Below are 18836 nucleotides of genomic sequence, written 5' to 3'. Positions count from 1 at the left end.
GTAAAAATAGAAATTATTTACCCGTTTAAAAACTTTTGTTTATGCGTTAACATTATTTTGCTTTATAGACGAGTTTTTAATCGTATCAAGACCGTTGTTCAGTCTTCTACATCAAGCCGCGTCCAACTTTATTTAACGAATCTGCATCTTCATACTCTTTAACGAGCTTATCTAAAATACCATTAATAAAAATGCTACTTTTTGGTGTTGAGTATTCTTTGGCGATTTCTAAATATTCGTTAATCGTTACTTTAACAGGAATTGAAGGGAAATGCTTAATCTCACTAATAGCCATTTGAAGCAATACGTAATCGATATTGGCTATACGATCAGCATCCCAGTTTTGTGTCTTTTTATCAATTTCCTTGTTAACAGCCGTTCTATTTAATAACGTCTTTTTAAACAAATCGATAGCAAATTGCTTATCGTCTAAATCTTTATAAAGTTTTGGCGTAAAATGTGTCTCCGGAGACGATGGTTTTACTTTACGCAATAATTTTAAGATTGTAGTGTTTACCGTTGGAAGATCGTCTAACCAGGTTAAGTTTTTATCTTCTAAGTATTCGTAAAGCTTCTCGTTTGGTGCGATAATATCTTTAAACACATCAACGATAAAGGCTTTGTCTTCTTTAAAATCAGATACACGGGTTTTCATGTATTCTTCATACAATTCACTTGATGTGATGGCTTTAAAAATCACCTCAACATACTCGTCATCTAACTGCCAGTTGTTTATATTATGAACTTCTAACTGATTTTTTAACTGGTAATTTTCCTGAAGTAAGTTTAGCACTTCGTTATTAACAAACTTACGGTTAGGATCTTTATCCTCTTTAGTTGCTAAAATTTTGTTTTGCTTTTTTACTAGGTCGCTTTCAGCGCGTTTTTGTACTTCCAGAAGTAAGGAAATACTTAATAAGTACAAATTGTACATATTATCTATGCTAAACAGTAAAAACTTTTGATCTTTACTAAAATCATCACTTTCTCCTCCTTTATAAGCATAAAGGGTTTGCATTACTTTTACACGTATATGTCTTCTGTTTAACATAATTACAAGGAACTTAAATTTATTTTAACCTAAAAATCATTTGGTTTCAGGCTGCAAAAATAATACTATTTTAAAACATTTGCTTCATATTTTAAGTTATTTCTTCATTATTTCATCGCCTACCAGGACTTAAAGGCTTTGTCTCAGTTTTAAATAGCTTCAACTTTAATCTATATTTAACAAATCGCTTAAAGCTTCGTTATTCTTTTGTTGTTTTAATGCTGTATATTTGCCTGTTAGTATATAAAATACGTCTTCATAGCAGATTATTGATTTAAATGAAAGAACTACAACACTTAAATAAATACTTTTTAAAATATAAAACGAAGCTGACTCTGGGCATTTTAATTACCATTATTGCTCGCATCTTTTTACTATATACGCCACGATATGTTCGGAAAATTTTTATTGTTGTAGAAAATTATCTCGATGGAAATATAACTAAAGAGGTTATAAAAAGTGAGCTCCTTGAAATTATCCTCTACATTATTGGTGCAGCCATTATTGGAGCCATACTAACCTTCTTTATGCGCCAATATATTATTAACATTTCACGCTATATCGAGTACGATTTAAAAAATGAAGTCTACGCTCAATACCAGAAATTATCTTTAAACTTTTACAAAAAGAATAGAACTGGTGATTTAATGAACCGAATTAGCGAAGATGTAGGTCGTGTTCGTATGTATGTTGGCCCGGCTATCATGTACAGCATTAATACAGTTACTCTATTTATCATTTCTATAATTTACATGTACAACGAGGCGCCTTTACTTACTATGTATACCGTGATTCCTTTACCTATTCTATCGGTAGCCATATATAAACTGAGTAAAGAGATTCATAACCGAAGTACTATTGTACAACAGTATTTATCAAAACTATCAACCTATACACAAGAATCTTTCAGCGGTATTTCTGTCATTAAGGCCTACGGCATTGAACCTCAAACCTCAAAAAGTTTTGAAAATTTAGCTGAAGAAAGTAAAAACAAACAAGTGAGTTTGGCAAAAGTTCAGGCTTGGTTTTTTCCAATGATGGTTTTACTTATTGGTACTAGTAATCTTTTGGTTATTTATGTTGGAGGCATGCAATACATAAACGGACAAATAGAAAGTTTAGGAACTATTGCGGAGTTTATTATATACGTAAATATGCTTACATGGCCAGTGGCGACCGTAGGATGGGTAACATCTATAGTGCAACAGGCCGAAGCATCTCAAAAACGCATCAATGAATTTCTAAAAATAGAACCTGAAATAAAAAATAATGTTCAGGAACAGACTGAAGTTTCTGGTGATATTGTTTTTAAGGATGTGACCTTCACCTACGACGACACAAATATTCAAGCATTAAAAGGCATTAGTTTCGATATTAAAAATGGAGAAACTTTAGCTATTTTAGGAAAAACAGGCTCCGGTAAATCAACCATTCTAGATCTTATTGGTAGGTTATATGATATCGATTCCGGTTCTATAACCATTAACAAACTTTCTATCGAAAAACACAATTTAACCAATTTAAGAGACAGCATTGGTTATGTTCCGCAGGACGCCTTCTTATTTTCAGATACCATTAAAAACAATATTAAATTCGGTAAAGAAAATGCCACTGATGACGAAGTTATAGAAGCCGCCAAAAATGCTCAGGTTCATAAAAACATTATCAAATTCAACAATGGCTATGATACGGTTTTAGGTGAACGCGGAATTACCTTGTCTGGCGGACAAAAGCAGCGTGTTTCTATTGCTCGTGCTATTATTAAAACACCAAAAATCTTGTTATTCGACGATTGTCTGTCGGCTGTAGATACCGAAACTGAAGAGAAAATTTTAAAAACACTTAATAAAATTACAGCACAAAAAACATCGGTTATTGTTAGCCACCGTGTGTCTTCAGCTAAAAATGCCGATAAGATTATTGTTCTGGAAGACGGCAAAATTGTTCAGCAGGGTACGCACGAATCTTTAATTAACGAAGAAGGCTATTACAAACACTTATATTTGAAACAATTAAGCGAAAACACTTCTGATTAAAAATATTAAATAATTAAAAATCAACAACATAGCCTGGTTTTCTTTTAAGAAAATGCAACAAAAACTGAGATTTTAAAAAGAAATCTTATAAAATGTTGGTTAATAACACTTTTTTTTAGATTTTTGGTACTGAAAGAATATTTAAATAATTTCTATTAACAACTATGAGCAATAATGATATGATGGAGAAAGAGGAGATTTTTTCTAAGGTATTAAGAGCAGGAAGACGTACATATTTTTTTGATGTGAGATCGACAAAAGCAGACGATTATTACTTAACAATTACTGAGAGTAAAAAGTTTACTAACGACGATGGATCTTTCCACTATAAGAAACATAAAATCTATATCTATAAAGAGGATTTTGCCGAGTTTAAAGAAATTCTATCTGAAATGACTGATTTCATTATTAATGAAAGAGGCGATGAAGTGATTAGCGAGCGTCACCAAAAAGATTTCAAAAAAGAATACGATACAGTAACTGCTAGTGAAAATGGTGAATTACACCAATCTACAGAAAACTTTACAGATATCGATTTCGACGATATTTAATATCACGTCAAAATAAAACATACAGAAAGTCATTAAGCCAAAAAGTTTAATGACTTTTTTTATATTTATAACTTAACCAAAACATGATTTAATGCGAGCATTTTTACTCTTACTTTTGTTTTGTTCTGCCTTATCTGCCCAAAACAATCTTGACCTGAATTATTACATCGATTCCAACATTCCCTTAAACTCGGACATTCCAACACCTAAAAGTATTATAGGTTTTGATATTGGAAAATGGCATATCTCACACGATAAAGTTATTCAGTACATGTATGCCCTTGCCGATGCTTCAGACAGAATCACTATAGAGAACAGAGGAACTACTTTTGAGGATAGACCACTATTGCTCTTAACAATCACCTCTCCTAAAAACCATTCCAATCTGGAAATCATAAGAACGGAACACCTTGCTGCTACCGAGGACAATGCTCCTAAAGATTTTAACAGACCTTTGGTCGTTTATCAAGGGTTTTCAATTCACGGTAATGAACCAAGTGGTACAAACGCAGCCATGTTAGTAGCGTATTACTTAGCCGCAGCGCAAGACGAATTTACTCAAGAAGTACTTGATAATACCGTTATTCTATTTGACCCCTGTTTTAACCCGGATGGGCTACAACGTTTTGCGTATTGGGCAAACACCAATAAAAACATCAACTTAACATCAGATCCTAACGACAGAGAATATTCTGAAGTGTGGCCTGGAGGACGTTCAAACCATTATTGGTTTGACATGAACAGAGACTGGTTACCGGTTCAATTACCCGAATCGCAAGCCAGAATAAAAACCTTTCATAAATGGTTGCCAAATATCTTAACCGATCATCATGAAATGGGCACCAACTCAACTTTCTTTTTCCAACCGGGAGTGCCTTCAAGAACACACCCTTTAACTCCTAAGTTAAACCAAGAATTAACCAAAAAAATTGGAAATTTTCATGCCGAAGCTTTAGATAAAATTGGCTCGTTATATTTTACAGAAGAAAGTTATGATGACTTTTATTATGGAAAAGGATCCACATTTCCTGATATTAACGGTGGCATTGGTATTTTGTTCGAACAAGCGAGTTCCCGAGGTCATTTGCAGGAATCTGATAACGGTTTAATATCTTTTCCTTTCACAATTAGAAACCAGTATACCACAGCCCTATCAACTCTTAAAGCTGCTACAGTATTGAGAGAAGATTTATTAGAGTATCAGTACAATTTTTATAATAATGCCAGAAAAGAGGCTTCTAAAACAGATAAACAAGCCATTGTCTTTGGCGATGAAAAAGATGCAGCGAAAACCAATGCGCTTGCCAGAATATTAGAGCAACATCAAGTTGAAATTTACAATATAAAAGAAGATTTTACCGAAAATGATAAATCCTTCAAAAAAGGATTTAGCTATATCATTCCTAAAAATCAGAAAAATAGTCGTTTAATTGATGCTATGTTCGAAAAAAGAACCAGCTTTGAAGATAGTTTATTCTACGATATTTCGGCCTGGTCATTTCCTTTAGCCTTTAACCTTGACTATGAAGAAAAAGTTTCAACAAAAAACCTAGGAGAACAAGTTAAAAACGTAATATTCAACGAAGGCGTGGTATCTGAAAAAAGTGAGATTGCTTACCTAATGGAATGGCATGAATATTACACCCCTAAAATCCTTAATCAACTATTAAATCATGGAATTCGAAGTAAGGTAGCCATGAAACAATTTAGTTTAAACGACAAAACCTACGATTACGGAACCATTCTTATACCTGTCCAAAATCAGAAACTAAATAGCGACGCGCTTTTTAGTCTTTTAAATAACTTATCGAAAGAAAGCTACGTTCAAATTCACAGTGTAAACACAGGTTTAACCAACGGAATCGATTTAGGTAGTCGTCATTTTAAAACCTTAAAAAAACCGGAAATAGCTTTATTAGTTGGCGATGGTATTTCTTCGTTAGACGCTGGAGAAATCTGGCATTTATTTGATACCAGATATAACATTACCACGACTAAGCTAGACACCAAAAACCTGGAAAAAACCGATTTAAGTAGATACAATACCATCATTATTCCGAGCACAAGTTCCTTGAGTAAAGAAATTACCGAAAAATTAAAAACCTGGACAAAAACTGGAGGAACCATTATCGGGTTCAGAAATACTGTTAAGTGGTTAAACACCAATGAATTTATAAAAATCGAATTTAAAGAACAGGAATTACTAGTTGAAAATATTTCGTTTGAAGACAAAAGTGAATTTAGAGGAGCTCAACGTATTAAAGGCGCAATTTTTGAGGCCAAACTAGACCGCTCTCACCCTATAAATTTCGGATATAAAAATGATAAAATTGCATTGTTCAGAAATACGAATATTTTCATTAAACCAGACAAAGACAGCTACAACAACCCTATTCAATACACCGAAAAACCACTTTTAAGCGGTTACATCTCTAAACCTAATTTAGATAGTTTAAGTAATACCGTACCACTACAAATTAAGCACTTTGGGAAAGGTAAAGTTGTCGCCTTTACAGACAACACCAATTTTAGAGCTTTTTGGTATGGTACCAATAAGCTCATGATGAATGCTATTTTCTTTAGAGAAGAATTATAATAATTAGTGCCAAACAAAAACAAACCCGTTAATTACTTAACGGGTTTTATAATTTTAACTTACAACACTGCCATTCTTTACTTTGTGTTCTGGGTTAAGTAGTATAACATCTTTTCCATTAACAGCTCCTAAAATTAAGCACTCACTCATAAAATTAGCGATTTGTTTCTTCGGAAAGTTTACCACAGCTACAATTTGCTTATTTAACAAATCTTCTTTTTGATATAGTGTAGTAACCTGAGCTGAAGTCTTTTTAATTCCTAAATCTCCAAAATCAATAGTTAATTGATAGGCTGGTTTTCGTGCCTTCGGAAAGTCGTTTACCTCAATTATAGTCCCGACACGTAAGTCTGTTTTCGAAAAATCTTCGAAAGTTATTGTTTTTTCCATTTCTCAAAAATATAAATAATTACGAACTTTGAAGAAAATTCAAGCTATGGCAAATACACCTTCAAACATGCTTCCTTTAGGCACTAAAGCACCACTTTTTAAGCTTCCAGATACCGTAAGTGATTCTATGGTAAGTCTGGAAAATGCTAAAGGACAAACAGGAACCGTCGTTATGTTTATTTGTAACCACTGTCCGTTTGTTATTCACATCAATAAGGCCATTGTTTCTATTGCTAATACTTACGCGGAAAAAGGCATTGCGTTTATCGCCATTTCTAGTAACGATGTTGTTAATTACCCACAGGATGGCCCTGATAAAATGAAAGCGCATGCCAAAGCCGAAAGCTATCCGTTTCCGTATTTATACGACGAAACACAAGAAGTCGCTAAAGCTTACGATGCAGCCTGTACGCCTGACTTATATGTTTTTGATAATGATTTAAAATTAACCTACCGTGGACAATTGGATGATTCAAGACCAGGCAACGGACTTCCTGTTACCGGAGCTGATTTAACCCATGCTTTAGATTGTTTAATTGAAGGCATCGAAAATACACAAACTCAAAAACCAAGTATTGGCTGTAATATAAAATGGAAACGTTAAGCAAGTTTCAACTCAAAAATACCGACATCAAGCCAAGTATTGAATTTAAAACCGACTTCTTTTAGATGCCCTACCTTTTCGAAACCAAATTTTTCATGCAGTTTTACACTCGCTTCATTTGGAAGCGTTAAAACGCCTAAAACCACACGACAATCGGTTTGTTTTAATTGCGATAGAAGTTCAGTATATAGTTTTGAGCCTACTTGTTTCCCATGTTGATTATGTTTCACATAAACCGTAGACTCTAAAGTAGAATTATAGGCGGGACGTTCCCTAAATTTTCCAGCGTATGCATAACCTAAAATCTCACCATTTTCTTCGTAAACTATAAAAGGATAATCTTTAGTGATACTATGAAGTTTCTCCTGAAATGCTTTTAAAGACGTTGGTTCCAAATCGAAAGTCACATCTGTATTAATTACATAATAATTATAAATATTTAGTAATTGCTGAGCATCAGCATAATTAACAGGTCGTATCATTCTAAAGCTTTTAAAATTAAGTTCATCGAATAGAGTAAATATAAAAAAAGCACCTCAGAAATGAGGTGCTTTAACAAATTATAAACAGAGTTAAATCTCTTATTTAACGTTCATTAATTCTACGTCGAAGACTAAAGTTGCATTTGGAGGAATGACACCACCAGCACCTCTGCTTCCGTAACCTAAGTGACTAGGAATTACAAAACGCGCCTTATCACCAACATTTAATAATTGAATACCTTCATCCCATCCAGAGATTACTTGTCCCATACCTACAGGAAAGTCAATTGGTTGGTTACGTTTGTATGATGAATCGAAAACGGTACCGTCTGCTAACTGACCTTTATAGTGTACAGATACGTTTTTACCTTTAGTAGCTTTTGCTCCGTCTCCTTTTTGGATGATCTGGTAACGTAAACCACTCTCCGTTTTCTCGAAACCAGCAGCTAATTTATCTAATTCAGCTTCAATAGCAGCTTTTTCTTCTGCTAAACGCTTCTCTCTAGAACCTTCGAATGTTCTGAATGCTTCTACAGCATTATAAGCTTCAGCATCATCACCTACTCGTACGATTTCTAAAGACTCGATAACATCGCCTTGAGCAATAGCATCTACAACATCCTGTCCTTCTACCACTTTTCCAAATACGGTATGATTATTATCTAACCAAGGTGTTTCAACATGTGTGATAAAGAACTGACTTCCGTTGGTTCCAGGACCTGCATTAGCCATAGATAAAACTCCTGGACCATCATGCTTTAATTCAGGGTGGAACTCATCATCAAACTGGTAACCTGGGTTTCCAGAACCTGTTCCCTGAGGACAACCACCTTGAATCATAAAATCTGGAATCACTCTATGGAATTTTAATCCGTTGTAGTAAGGTGTTCCCTGGGGTTTTACTTTATTCTCTAAATTTCCTTCTGCTAAAGCTACAAAGTTACCTACTGTTCCAGGTGTTTTTTTGTATTCTAAAGCCACAAGAATTTCTCCTTTTGTTGTATTGAATTTTGCGTATAATCCGTCTTGCATGGTTCTAATTTTTAAGAAAGTGCAAAGGTACTTAATTAATTATCATTTGACAATTAAGCGGTCTCAATATTATACTTTTGTAAAAGCGTACGCCTTACAAAACGTTTATTTCATACTATATCCATACTTTATCCAGGCTTTACCCATACCTCTGATTTGTTTAAGACAATTATTAAGTCCTGAACATAATATGCCAACACAAGACGGTATAAAACAATTAAGTTTCAGAGAAAACAAGTTTAAAACAACTTATAAATCTCTGAAACTTAAAAAATAAAATAGTTCAATAAAAAGAATGACAATTAATTAGCGACTTCACTGATGAATTTAATACGGTATAAACGCAATTCTTCATCGTCGTAATCGCCATCAAATTCTTCAATGGCTGTAGCAATATTATCTGTGGTAGAATCCATGAAGTAATCGTGCAGTTCTTCCTGCTGATCTTCATCTAAAATATCGTCAATCCAATAATCAATATTTAGCTTGGTACCCGAATACACAATGGCTTCCATTTCTTTAATAAAATCTTCCATGGGTAAACCTTTTGCCGAAGCAATGTCGTCAAGCGGCAATTTTCTATCTATATTCTGAATGATATATAGCTTATTTGCAGAATTGGTTCCTGTGGTTTTAACCACTAAATCATCTGGTCTGACAATGTCGTGCTCGTCCACATATTTAGCGATCAAAGCCACAAAATCTTTTCCGTACTTTTTAGCTTTCCCTTCACCTACGCCATGCACATTACCTAACTCGGTTAAATTCACAGGGTATTTTAAAGCCATATCTTCTAACGACGGATCCTGAAAAATCACAAAAGGAGGCACGCCTAATTTCTTCGCATTCTTTTTACGCAAATCTTTAAGCATATCCATTAACAGCGCATCGGCTACGGCGGCCTGAGCTTTTGACGCCGATACAATGATTCCATCTTCCTGAGCACTATCGAATTCATGATCTTCGGTCATCATAAAGGACTCCGGAGTTTCAATAAAAGTCCTTCCGGCTGGTGTTAATTTAATAACCCCGTAGGTCTCAATATCTTTTCGAAGCAACCCGGCAACCAGTACCTGACGTAATAAAGCCATCCAGTACTTCTTGTCTTTATCTTTTCCTTTCCCAAAGAAGGGTTGTTCGTTGGTTCTATGTGAATTGATTAAGGCATTTTCTTTACCTGTAATGACCTGCACCAAGTCTTTAGACTTATATTTTTCATTGGTTTTCGCAATGGTCTCTAACAATACCACCACATCATCCTGAGCTTCATGTTTATTTTTAGGATGGCGCACATTATCATCCATATCGCCTCCTTCACCGGTCTCATTGTCGAATTCTTCACCAAAATAATGTAAGATGAACTTACGGCGCGAAATAGAGGTTTCCGCGAAAGCGACGACTTCCTGTAATAAGGCATGCCCTATTTCCTGTTCGGCTACGGGCTTACCTGACATGAATTTTTCTAATTTCTCAATATCTTTATATGAGTAAAAGGCGAGGCAATGTCCTTCGCCTCCATCACGTCCTGCACGACCCGTTTCCTGATAGTAACTTTCAATACTCTTAGGAATATCGTGGTGAATTACAAAACGTACATCGGGCTTATCGATTCCCATACCAAAAGCAATGGTAGCCACAACCACATCAACCTCTTCCATCAAGAATTTATCCTGAAAACTAGAACGCGACTTCGCATCCAATCCGGCATGATAAGGCACGGCATTAATACCGTTAACCTGAAGTACCTGAGCCAATTCTTCAACACGCTTTCTACTCAAACAGTATACAATACCCGATTTACCAGCATTTTGTTTGATAAAACGAATAATGTCGGCATCTACATTTTTAGTCTTTGGTCGTACTTCGTAGTATAAATTAGGGCGATTAAAGGATGCTTTAAAGGTTCTTGCTCCTGTAATTCCTAAGTTCTTAATAATATCTTCCTGAACCTTAGGTGTTGCCGTTGCGGTAAGGCCTATAATGGGGATATCATCACCAATACGGGCAATAATATGTCTTAAATTACGATACTCCGGTCTAAAATCGTGTCCCCACTCACTAATACAGTGGGCCTCATCAATCGCCATAAACGATATTTTTACAGAACGTAAAAACTCAACATTTTCCTCTTTGGTTAAAGACTCTGGTGCGACGTACAATAATTTGGTAACACCATTAACAATATCCTCTTTAACGCGTTTTATTTCTGTTTTATTTAATGAAGAATTCAGCACGTGTGCAATACCTTCTTCATTAGAAACGCCACGAATGGCGTCTACTTGATTTTTCATTAATGCGATTAAAGGAGATACGACAATAGCCGTCCCTTCCTGCATTAATGCCGGGAGCTGATAACATAATGATTTCCCGCCACCAGTGGGCATAATTACAAATGTATTGTTACCCGATAATATACTTTCTACAACATCTTCCTGAAGTCCCTTGAATTTACTAAACCCAAAATATTTTTTTAGCGCAGAATGCAAGTCACTCTTTTCCATCAATCAGAAAACTTTAAAATTTATTTTTAATTAATTATCACATGCTCCTATCCCTGTCAAAAATTGAATTGACTTTTTAATAGTGCATTAAGAAAACCCTCGTATTTTTTTCGTTAGCTTTGTAACGAAAATCGAAATTACTATAAAATTAAATTCTATTTACATTTAAAGTTAAGAATTTCTTCAAAAGCATCAACTAAAAAATTTCATAAATTTTGAATAACAAACATTCAATTATTAAAATAGCTAAGGAAACTATTGAAGCTGAAAGCCAAGCTATTTTAAATTTATCGAATCTTGTGGATTCTGATTTTGCTGAAGCTGTAGAGCTTATATACCATTCTAAAGGTCGTGTTATCATTACAGGTATTGGTAAAAGTGCCATTATTGCAAGTAAGATTGTCGCGTCCTTAAACTCCACCGGTACACCAGCCGTTTTTATGCATGCCGCTGATGCCATTCACGGAGACTTAGGGTTAATCTTAAAAGAGGATGTTGTTATTTGTATTTCTAAAAGTGGTAATACCCCTGAAATAAAAGTACTGGTACCGCTTATTAAGCGTGTTAACAATAAAATGATTGCCATTACCGGAAATAAAGATTCGTTTCTTGGGCAACACGCCGATTATATTTTAAACGCTTACGTCGATAAAGAAGTTTGTCCGAACAATTTAGCTCCAACAACAAGTACCACTGCACAGTTGGTTATTGGCGATGCTTTAACGGTTTGTTTATTAGAATTACGTGGATTTACAAGTAATGACTTTGCCAAATTCCACCCTGGTGGTGCTTTGGGTAAAAAACTGTATTTACGTGTTCAGGATATTTCATCGGTCAATAAAAAACCGAAGGTTGAAGCATCTACCAATATTAAAGATGTGATTATTGAGATCACCGAAAAAATGTTAGGGGTTACTGCTGTAGTTGAAAACGATAAAATTATAGGAATTATTACTGATGGTGATTTACGTAGAATGTTGACCAAAGCTAATAATTTCGACACGTTAACTGCAAGAGATATTATGGGTACCAATCCCAAACGTATCGATGCCAGCGCCATGGCTATTGATGCTTTAGAACTCATGGAAGCTAACGAAATTTCACAAATTCTGGTTGAAGACAACGGTAACTACGCCGGTGTTGTTCACCTTCACGATTTAATTAAGGAGGGCATCATATAATGGCTAAAAAGGAAAAGAAAAGTATAAATGAGATGTCTTTTTTAGACCATCTTGAAGATTTACGCTGGCACCTTATTCGTATTTGCGCCGGTATTATGATTGTTGCGGTTTTAGCCTTTACATTTAGTCGGTTCATTTTTGACGATATTATTTTTGCGCCTTTAAAAATGAGTTTTCCGACATACGAATTCCTTTGTAATATGGGAAGACTTATTGGTGTGGAAACCTCGTTCTGTAACGACGAAATACCTATGATTCTTCAAAGTAGAACAATGGCAGGGCAATTCTCGGCGGACATATGGACTGCGATTTTAGCCGGTTTCATCATCTCGTTTCCCTACACCATTTATCAGCTTTGGAAATTTGTTAGCCCAGGCTTACATGATAACGAACGCAAACATTCACGCGGATTTATCATCATCTGCTCACTTCTATTCTTTTTAGGCGCCTTGTTTGGATACTATATTATCACACCATTATCTATTAATTTCTTAGCTAATTATAGTATCTCCGGCGCGGTTAAAAATAATGTCGACATCAGTTCGTACATCGGATTAGTACGCTCGTCGGTTTTAGCTTCAGGATTAATATTCGAGCTTCCCATCGTGATTTACTTTTTAACCAAAATTGGTTTAGTAACCCCTGAAATTTTAAGAAAATACAGAAAGTTTGCTCTGGTTATCGTTTTAATCTTATCGGCTGTGATTACACCGCCAGATATTGCAAGTCAGGTTATTGTTGCGATTCCTATATTAATTCTGTACCAAGCGAGTATTTATATCTCTAAAATGGTAATCAAAAAACAAAATATAGAAACTCAAGAACTAAGAAAATAACCACTCGACACTTCGACTGTGCTCAGTACAGGAGGAGCTAAGGGTGACGGGTGAGGGATGACCGATGACAGATAAAAATTGTCCGCTCGATTCCACAAAACTTTTAACTTTAAACTAAAAAAAATGTCTGATATCGTTTCTGAATTTAATGCCTATCGTTCTAAAATGAACGACAGGATTCTATCTGATAACAATAAAGTTATTAAGCGTATTTTTAATTTAGATACTAACGCATACGCCGAAGGTGCTTTAGATGTAAAAACCAAAGAACTTCTTGGATTGGTAGCATCAGCCGTTTTACGTTGCGACGATTGTATAAAATACCATCTAGAAACCAGTTATAAAGAAGGTTTAACTAAAGCAGAAGTTGTTGAAGCCTTAAGTATTGCCACTCTGGTTGGTGGTACCATTGTTATCCCACATTTACGTAAAGCGTATGAATTCTGGGATGCTTTGGAAGCGCAGGATGCATCTGAATAAAACACATACTTTTATGGTGTTTCTGAAAAATAGAAGACCGCTATTATAGTATTTTACTATTTTTAGCGTTTTAAATTGAAATTGCATTTATTGTTTCAATTAATTATAAAATATTAAAACCTCACATAGTGAGTTAAACATATGATTTTAAGAGCCGAAAATTTAATGAAGTCCTATAACGGACGTAAAGTCGTAAAAGATGTCTCTCTTGAAGTTAATCAAGGGGAAATCGTTGGATTATTAGGACCCAATGGTGCTGGTAAAACAACCTCGTTTTACATGATTGTAGGTCTTATAAAACCAAACGGTGGGCATATCTTTTTAGATAATACCGAAATTACCCAATACCCCATGTATAAGCGTGCTCAAAACGGTATCGGGTACTTGGCACAGGAAGCTTCTGTTTTCAGAAAGTTAAGTATTGAAGACAATATTTTAAGTGTATTACAACTAACGAAACTGAGCAAAAAAGAACAGCTTCATAAAATGGAATCGCTTATTGAAGAGTTCGGTTTGGGGCATATCCGCAAAAATCGTGGTGACTTATTATCCGGTGGTGAGCGTCGTCGTACCGAGATTGCACGCGCCTTAGCAACCGACCCGAGTTTTATTTTATTAGATGAGCCTTTTGCAGGGGTTGACCCGGTTGCGGTTGAGGATATTCAGCGTATTGTAGCTCAATTGACTAAAAAGAATATTGGTATTTTAATTACCGATCACAACGTTCAGGAAACCTTAGCGATTACCGACCGAACGTATTTGATGTTTGAAGGTAGCATTCTTAAAGCCGGTGAACCTGAAGAACTGGCCAATGATGAAATGGTTCGTAAAGTGTATTTAGGTCAGAACTTCGAGTTACGTAAAAAGAAAATCAGAGATTAATATATTCTGAATTTATTTGAGAATGGCAACACTCCTATTCTTAACAACATAAAGCCTCTGAAACCTTTTCAGATTGACATAATGCGACTTTCTCACGAGTCGCATTCTTTTTATCTAGTCCCTACTTCTTTAAAACTTTACTCACTAATTTCACAACCAATACCGCCAGTACCCCAACAGCAATACCAATCACAAAATCTTTAATGACCCCGGGGATGGATTGTGCAAAGTGATGTAAGACTTCAATATTATGAGTGAAAATTCCGCCTGCCACTAAAAGCAAGGCCACAGTTCCTATAAACGATAAACTCTTAATTACTATCGGCAAGGCTTTCACTAATACATTTCCTATGCTAAGTAACACTCCTTTTTGGTTGTCGCTCTTTTGAATTAATGCAAACCCCATATCATCCATACGTACAATAAGTGCGACAATACCATAAACTCCAATAGTGGCGATGATTGCTACAATTGAAACCACCAACACCTGAAATACTAATGGCTCTCCTAAAACCGTTCCGAGAGCGATAATAACAATCTCAACCGACAAAATAAAGTCTGTAAATATGGCTGATTTCACTTTCTTCTGTTCGGCTTTTAATTGCGCTTCCGGCGACAGGTCTTCATGATTTACAACATCAACCTTATGCTCATGCGGAAAAAAATATTCCATCACTTTTTCAACGCCTTCATACGCCAGATACACCCCTCCTGCTATCAAAATTAAGGTGACCGCCCAAGGCAAAAAAGTACTTAACAGAAAGGCTATCGGCAAGATAATCAACTTATTCAAAAATGATCCCTTAGTAATAGCCCACAAAACCGGAAGTTCTCTGGACGATACAAACCCTGTAGCTTTTTCGGCATTTACAGCAAGGTCATCCCCTAATATTCCCGCTGTTTTTTTTGTTGTAATTTTACTCATTACCACCACATCATCCATTAATGCAGCGATATCATCTAATAATGCGAAAAAACCTGAGGCCATAAAAGTTGTTCTGTGTTTAGTAGAAGTTTATTTTGAAGTTATATTGTCCCACAAGGACAATAAAATGTAAGTTAATATGATTAATGGAATTGCGGCGTATTGCAACACGATTAACAGTACTACACAAAGTATGATAAAAGTATAACGTAAGGCATTGGCCTTAAAACTAAAGTCTTTAAACTTTAAAGCAAATAATTTAATATTAGAATTCAATAAATAACAGCTAACTGCCGTGAGGGCGATTAAAAACCATTTATTGATTATGATATTATTAATAGCATCACTATTCTGAAATTCTAGAATGAGCGGCAACGACACAATTAACAAGGTGTTGGCAGGTGTTGGCAGCCCTTTAAAGTAGTTTTTTTGCTCGTCGTCCAGGTTAAATTTGGCCAGGCGGTATGCCGACGCCAAAGTAATGCAAAGTCCTATTAGTGGCAATGCAGATAATTTAAACCCAGATAGCTCGATATCTGAATTCCATTCCTGAATCACCTTCATCACTACCGATTTTTCCTGAGTTAACTCCAGCATCTTATACATCACTATACCCGGAACCACACCACTGGTTACCATATCGGCAAGCGAATCCAATTGTAATCCTAATTCACTCGATACCCCTAATTTCCTAGCCGCAAAACCGTCGAAAAAGTCAAAGAAAATCCCCAGAAACACAAATAAGGCTGCCGCCGAAAAATTATCGTTAACCGCATAAATAACAGCTATACTTCCGCAGAATAAATTAAGAAGGGTTAAGGCATTTGGGATGTGTTTCTTCATAAAAGGCGTTTTGTTTCGGTAAAAATAGCAAACAATTTTCGTCTAAAACAATATCTATTCTATTTTCAAGTTTTAAAAGATTATAAATAATATGCATCTTTGTAAAAAAAATTGCGGTTGAGAACATCCCTTACTGTATTGTTTTGTTTTATTACGGCGTCCATCTTAAGTCAGACGGTTAGAAAATATTCTAACGAGTTTATGAATATAGGTGTTGACGCGGCGGCTTTGGGTATGAGTAATGCCGTAACCTCTCACACTTCCGATGTGAATTCCGGGTACTGGAATCCGGCAGGTTTACTAAAACTTGAAGACAATCAAATGGCCTTAATGCACTCCAGTTATTTTGCCAATATTGCCAATTACGATTATGCAGCATTTGCCAAACCTATAGATAACCAAAGTGCTTTTGCTGTTTCCTTAATTCGCTTTGCGGTTGATGATATTTTAAATACCACACAGTTAATTGACGAGCAAGGCAATATTAATTATGATCGCATCAGTTTGTTTTCAACTGCCGATTACGCTTTAACCTTTTCCTATGCCCGTGCCTTACCGGTTGACGGTCTTAATTACGGTGTTAACGCCAAAGTGATTCGTAGAATTATCGGCGATTTTGCATCGTCGTGGGGCTTTGGGTTTGATGCCGGCGTTCAGTTTGAAACTGATAACAATTGGAAATTCGGGTTGATGGCTCGCGATATCACCACCACCTTTAATGCCTGGGCTATAGATGAAGATGAATTTAAAAAAGTGCAGGATGCCGTTGAAGGTCAGAATCAGGAGTTACCGGAAACCACCGAGATTACCATTCCTAAATTACAGTTAGGCGTTTCCAAACTATTTACCTTTCATTACGACTACACCCTATTGGCGGCAGCTAATTTAAATGTGCGATTCGAAGAAAATAACGATATTATTTCATCATCTTTTGCGAGTATCGATCCGGCTTTAGGTTTTGAGTTCGGCTATATCGACATGGTCTATTTGCGAGGTGGTGTGGGTAATTTTCAAAATGAGTTACAGATCGATAATACCGAACAATTAAGCTTTCAGCCAAGTTTTGGTGTTGGTTTTAAATACAACGGTATTCAGGTGGATTATGCGTTTACCGATATTGGCGACCAAAGTGTGGCATTGTACTCTAATGTATTTTCATTGAAACTCGATTTTAGTATCTTTAGATAAGTCCATAATGGACATTGGGCAACCACATATCTGCCGATATATAATTTATAACAACCAGATGAAACATTTTCTTTTCTCCTTCATATTATTTGTTGTCACTCAACTTAGTTTTTCACAACCCAATGTATTATCTGAACGTGCAGAAATAAGTGTTTTAACCATTGGCCCTGGAAATTCTTTGAATGACTCTTTTGGCCATAGCGGGTTTCGAGTAAAAGATCCAATAAAAGGCATTGATTTGGTATTTAACTATGGAATTTATGATTTTAACACCCCTAATTTCTATTTAAAATTTGCCCAGGGACGGTTAAACTACCTATGTGGTATGAATTATTATGAAGACTTTTATAATGCCTACATCTCACAAAACCGAAGCATTAAAGCACAGGTTTTAAACTTAGATGCTGCTGAAAAACAAAAGCTATTTGATTTCTTACGCAACAATATAAAACCTGCTAACCGACGTTACCTTTATGATTTCTTTTACGACAACTGCGCTACCAAAATAAAAGACGTTACTAACATTGCAGTAAACAACACTATTGTGTTTAACAAACCGAAAGATTTTAAAGAAGCCACTTTTCGAACGTTAATCAACAATAATTTAAACGCTAATTCCTGGGGTAGTTTCGGTATTAATGTGGCCTTAGGTTCGGTAATCGATCGCCAGGCACCCGCCGAAGACCACATGTTTTTACCTGAAAATATCTACAGATTTTTTGAAGTCGCTACGGTAAACAATAAACCCCTAGTAAAATCTGAAGCTGTTATCTACAAAAAAATAGAAACACCTGAAGCCACTACTTTCTTTACCAGTCCGTTGTTTGTATTTGGTCTTATAGCTCTATTCATTCTATACATTACCTATAAGGACAAAAAGCACAACAAAAGAAGTAAGTGGCTTGATGTTGTTCTGTTTTCCGTCACCGGAATTATTGGGATTCTTCTATTACTTCTTTGGTTTGCTACAGATCATACCGGAACCCATCAGAATTACAATCTACTCTGGGCCTTTGCTTTAAATATTTTTATTATTGGTCAGTTATTAAAACCAAAAGCAAGCGCTTGGTTTGTTAAGTATTTGAAGCTTTTAGTGATTCTATTATGTCTGTTAACCCTTCATTGGATTATTGGCGTACAAGTCTTCTCCATTGGATTACTTCCGTTGCTCATTGCTTTGCTGGTAAGGTATGTGTATTTGATACGTGTAAGTCGTTAGGCTTGAGTCGTGAGTCGTGAGGTGTTAAGTCGTAGTTTG

At 35.6% G+C, this 18836-nt stretch carries 17 protein-coding genes; 10 read left to right on the top strand and 7 right to left on the bottom strand.

Annotated features, from left to right (window positions below):
• Window positions 1-106: 106 nt before the first annotated feature.
• Window positions 107-1051, bottom strand: a complete 945-nt coding sequence (gene nusB, locus ICJ85_RS07710) for a transcription antitermination factor NusB (RefSeq protein WP_241739508.1) — start codon at window positions 1049-1051, stop codon at window positions 107-109.
• Between the two features lie 278 nt (window positions 1052-1329).
• On the opposite strand from nusB, the gene ICJ85_RS07705 reads away from it, so the two are divergent.
• The 3 genes from ICJ85_RS07705 to ICJ85_RS07695 all read left to right on the top strand — a co-directional run bounded on the left by ICJ85_RS07705 (window position 1330) and on the right by ICJ85_RS07695 (window position 6234).
• Window positions 1330-3087, top strand: coding sequence for an ABC transporter ATP-binding protein (locus ICJ85_RS07705; RefSeq protein ID WP_188223217.1), 1758 nt, complete (start codon window positions 1330-1332; stop codon window positions 3085-3087).
• A 164-nt stretch (window positions 3088-3251) separates the two neighbouring features.
• Window positions 3252-3638 (top strand): PUR family DNA/RNA-binding protein, encoded by a 387-nt coding sequence (locus tag ICJ85_RS07700; RefSeq protein WP_188223216.1) that lies wholly within the window; start codon window positions 3252-3254, stop codon window positions 3636-3638.
• A gap of 91 nt (window positions 3639-3729) precedes the next feature.
• Window positions 3730-6234, top strand: coding sequence for a M14 family metallopeptidase (locus ICJ85_RS07695; protein WP_188223215.1), 2505 nt, complete (start codon window positions 3730-3732; stop codon window positions 6232-6234).
• Between the two features lie 54 nt (window positions 6235-6288).
• On the opposite strand, the gene ICJ85_RS07690 is transcribed toward ICJ85_RS07695, so the two are convergent.
• A complete protein-coding gene (locus tag ICJ85_RS07690; RefSeq protein WP_188223214.1) occupies window positions 6289-6624 on the bottom strand; it encodes a tRNA-binding protein in 336 nt (111 codons plus the stop codon).
• A 46-nt stretch (window positions 6625-6670) separates the two neighbouring features.
• Between ICJ85_RS07690 and ICJ85_RS07685 the strand changes: the two genes are divergently transcribed.
• A complete protein-coding gene (locus ICJ85_RS07685; RefSeq protein WP_188223406.1) occupies window positions 6671-7228 on the top strand; it encodes a thioredoxin family protein in 558 nt (185 codons plus the stop codon).
• Here ICJ85_RS07685 and ICJ85_RS07680 read toward each other — a convergent pair.
• From ICJ85_RS07680 to ICJ85_RS07670, 3 genes are all read right to left on the bottom strand, one after another.
• The gene (locus ICJ85_RS07680) at window positions 7225-7710 is read right to left on the bottom strand and encodes a GNAT family N-acetyltransferase (RefSeq protein WP_188223213.1); all 486 of its coding nucleotides are present in this window, start codon (window positions 7708-7710) and stop codon (window positions 7225-7227) included. The genes ICJ85_RS07685 and ICJ85_RS07680 overlap by 4 nt on opposite strands.
• 99 nt (window positions 7711-7809) lie before the next feature.
• Window positions 7810-8742, bottom strand: a complete 933-nt coding sequence (locus ICJ85_RS07675; RefSeq protein WP_188223212.1) for a peptidylprolyl isomerase — start codon at window positions 8740-8742, stop codon at window positions 7810-7812.
• Between the two features lie 302 nt (window positions 8743-9044).
• Window positions 9045-11243, bottom strand: a complete 2199-nt coding sequence (locus tag ICJ85_RS07670; protein ID WP_188223211.1) for a RecQ family ATP-dependent DNA helicase — start codon at window positions 11241-11243, stop codon at window positions 9045-9047.
• 215 nt (window positions 11244-11458) lie between these two features.
• Between ICJ85_RS07670 and ICJ85_RS07665 the strand changes: the two genes are divergently transcribed.
• The 4 genes from ICJ85_RS07665 to lptB all read left to right on the top strand — a co-directional run bounded on the left by ICJ85_RS07665 (window position 11459) and on the right by lptB (window position 14622).
• Window positions 11459-12424, top strand: coding sequence for a KpsF/GutQ family sugar-phosphate isomerase (locus ICJ85_RS07665; RefSeq protein WP_188223210.1), 966 nt, complete (start codon window positions 11459-11461; stop codon window positions 12422-12424).
• On the top strand, window positions 12424-13260 hold the full coding sequence (tatC, locus tag ICJ85_RS07660) for a twin-arginine translocase subunit TatC (RefSeq protein WP_188223209.1): 837 nt from the start codon (window positions 12424-12426) through the stop codon (window positions 13258-13260). The genes ICJ85_RS07665 and tatC overlap by 1 nt, the downstream gene beginning before the upstream one ends.
• Before the next feature lie 123 nt (window positions 13261-13383).
• Window positions 13384-13740 (top strand): carboxymuconolactone decarboxylase family protein, encoded by a 357-nt coding sequence (locus tag ICJ85_RS07655; protein WP_188223208.1) that lies wholly within the window; start codon window positions 13384-13386, stop codon window positions 13738-13740.
• 141 nt (window positions 13741-13881) lie between these two features.
• Window positions 13882-14622 carry an LPS export ABC transporter ATP-binding protein gene (lptB, locus tag ICJ85_RS07650; protein ID WP_188223207.1) on the top strand — a complete coding sequence of 247 codons (741 nt, stop codon included), beginning with the start codon at window positions 13882-13884 and terminating at the stop codon, window positions 14620-14622.
• A 121-nt stretch (window positions 14623-14743) separates the two neighbouring features.
• Here the strand turns inward: lptB and ICJ85_RS07645 are convergent, their stop codons facing one another.
• On the bottom strand, window positions 14744-15610 hold the full coding sequence (locus ICJ85_RS07645; protein WP_188223206.1) for a DUF808 domain-containing protein: 867 nt from the start codon (window positions 15608-15610) through the stop codon (window positions 14744-14746).
• A 27-nt stretch (window positions 15611-15637) separates the two neighbouring features.
• Window positions 15638-16390 (bottom strand): CDP-alcohol phosphatidyltransferase family protein, encoded by a 753-nt coding sequence (locus ICJ85_RS07640; RefSeq protein ID WP_188223205.1) that lies wholly within the window; start codon window positions 16388-16390, stop codon window positions 15638-15640.
• 117 nt (window positions 16391-16507) lie between these two features.
• Between ICJ85_RS07640 and ICJ85_RS07635 the strand changes: the two genes are divergently transcribed.
• Window positions 16508-17578 (top strand): putative type IX sorting system protein PorV2, encoded by a 1071-nt coding sequence (locus ICJ85_RS07635; protein ID WP_449369423.1) that lies wholly within the window; start codon window positions 16508-16510, stop codon window positions 17576-17578.
• Between the two features lie 58 nt (window positions 17579-17636).
• Window positions 17637-18797 carry a lipoprotein N-acyltransferase Lnb domain-containing protein gene (locus tag ICJ85_RS07630; protein ID WP_188223204.1) on the top strand — a complete coding sequence of 387 codons (1161 nt, stop codon included), beginning with the start codon at window positions 17637-17639 and terminating at the stop codon, window positions 18795-18797.
• Window positions 18798-18836: the final 39 nt, after the last annotated feature.

Origin of the sequence: Aestuariibaculum marinum (assembly GCF_014596975.1) — a bacterium.
Lineage (GTDB): Bacteria > Bacteroidota > Bacteroidia > Flavobacteriales > Flavobacteriaceae > Aestuariibaculum > Aestuariibaculum marinum.
The sequence above is the reverse complement of the archived record's forward strand: the minus strand, read 5'-3'. Positions and strand labels throughout refer to the sequence as shown.

Bases quoted from the DNA above. Each gene is read 5' to 3' on its own strand.
- nusB (WP_241739508.1), bottom strand. From the start codon at position 1,051: ATGTTAAACAGAAGACATATACGTGTAAAAGTAATGCAAACCCTTTAT.
- ICJ85_RS07705 (WP_188223217.1), top strand. From the start codon at position 1,330: ATGAAAGAACTACAACACTTAAATAAATACTTTTTAAAATATAAAACG.
- ICJ85_RS07700 (WP_188223216.1), top strand. From the start codon at position 3,252: ATGAGCAATAATGATATGATGGAGAAAGAGGAGATTTTTTCTAAGGTA.
- ICJ85_RS07695 (WP_188223215.1), top strand. From the start codon at position 3,730: ATGCGAGCATTTTTACTCTTACTTTTGTTTTGTTCTGCCTTATCTGCC.
- ICJ85_RS07690 (WP_188223214.1), bottom strand. From the start codon at position 6,624: ATGGAAAAAACAATAACTTTCGAAGATTTTTCGAAAACAGACTTACGT.
- ICJ85_RS07685 (WP_188223406.1), top strand. From the start codon at position 6,671: ATGGCAAATACACCTTCAAACATGCTTCCTTTAGGCACTAAAGCACCA.
- ICJ85_RS07680 (WP_188223213.1), bottom strand. From the start codon at position 7,710: ATGATACGACCTGTTAATTATGCTGATGCTCAGCAATTACTAAATATT.
- ICJ85_RS07675 (WP_188223212.1), bottom strand. From the start codon at position 8,742: ATGCAAGACGGATTATACGCAAAATTCAATACAACAAAAGGAGAAATT.
- ICJ85_RS07670 (WP_188223211.1), bottom strand. From the start codon at position 11,243: ATGGAAAAGAGTGACTTGCATTCTGCGCTAAAAAAATATTTTGGGTTT.
- tatC (WP_188223209.1), top strand. From the start codon at position 12,424: ATGGCTAAAAAGGAAAAGAAAAGTATAAATGAGATGTCTTTTTTAGAC.
- ICJ85_RS07655 (WP_188223208.1), top strand. From the start codon at position 13,384: ATGTCTGATATCGTTTCTGAATTTAATGCCTATCGTTCTAAAATGAAC.
- lptB (WP_188223207.1), top strand. From the start codon at position 13,882: ATGATTTTAAGAGCCGAAAATTTAATGAAGTCCTATAACGGACGTAAA.
- ICJ85_RS07645 (WP_188223206.1), bottom strand. From the start codon at position 15,610: ATGGCCTCAGGTTTTTTCGCATTATTAGATGATATCGCTGCATTAATG.
- ICJ85_RS07640 (WP_188223205.1), bottom strand. From the start codon at position 16,390: ATGAAGAAACACATCCCAAATGCCTTAACCCTTCTTAATTTATTCTGC.
- ICJ85_RS07630 (WP_188223204.1), top strand. From the start codon at position 17,637: ATGAAACATTTTCTTTTCTCCTTCATATTATTTGTTGTCACTCAACTT.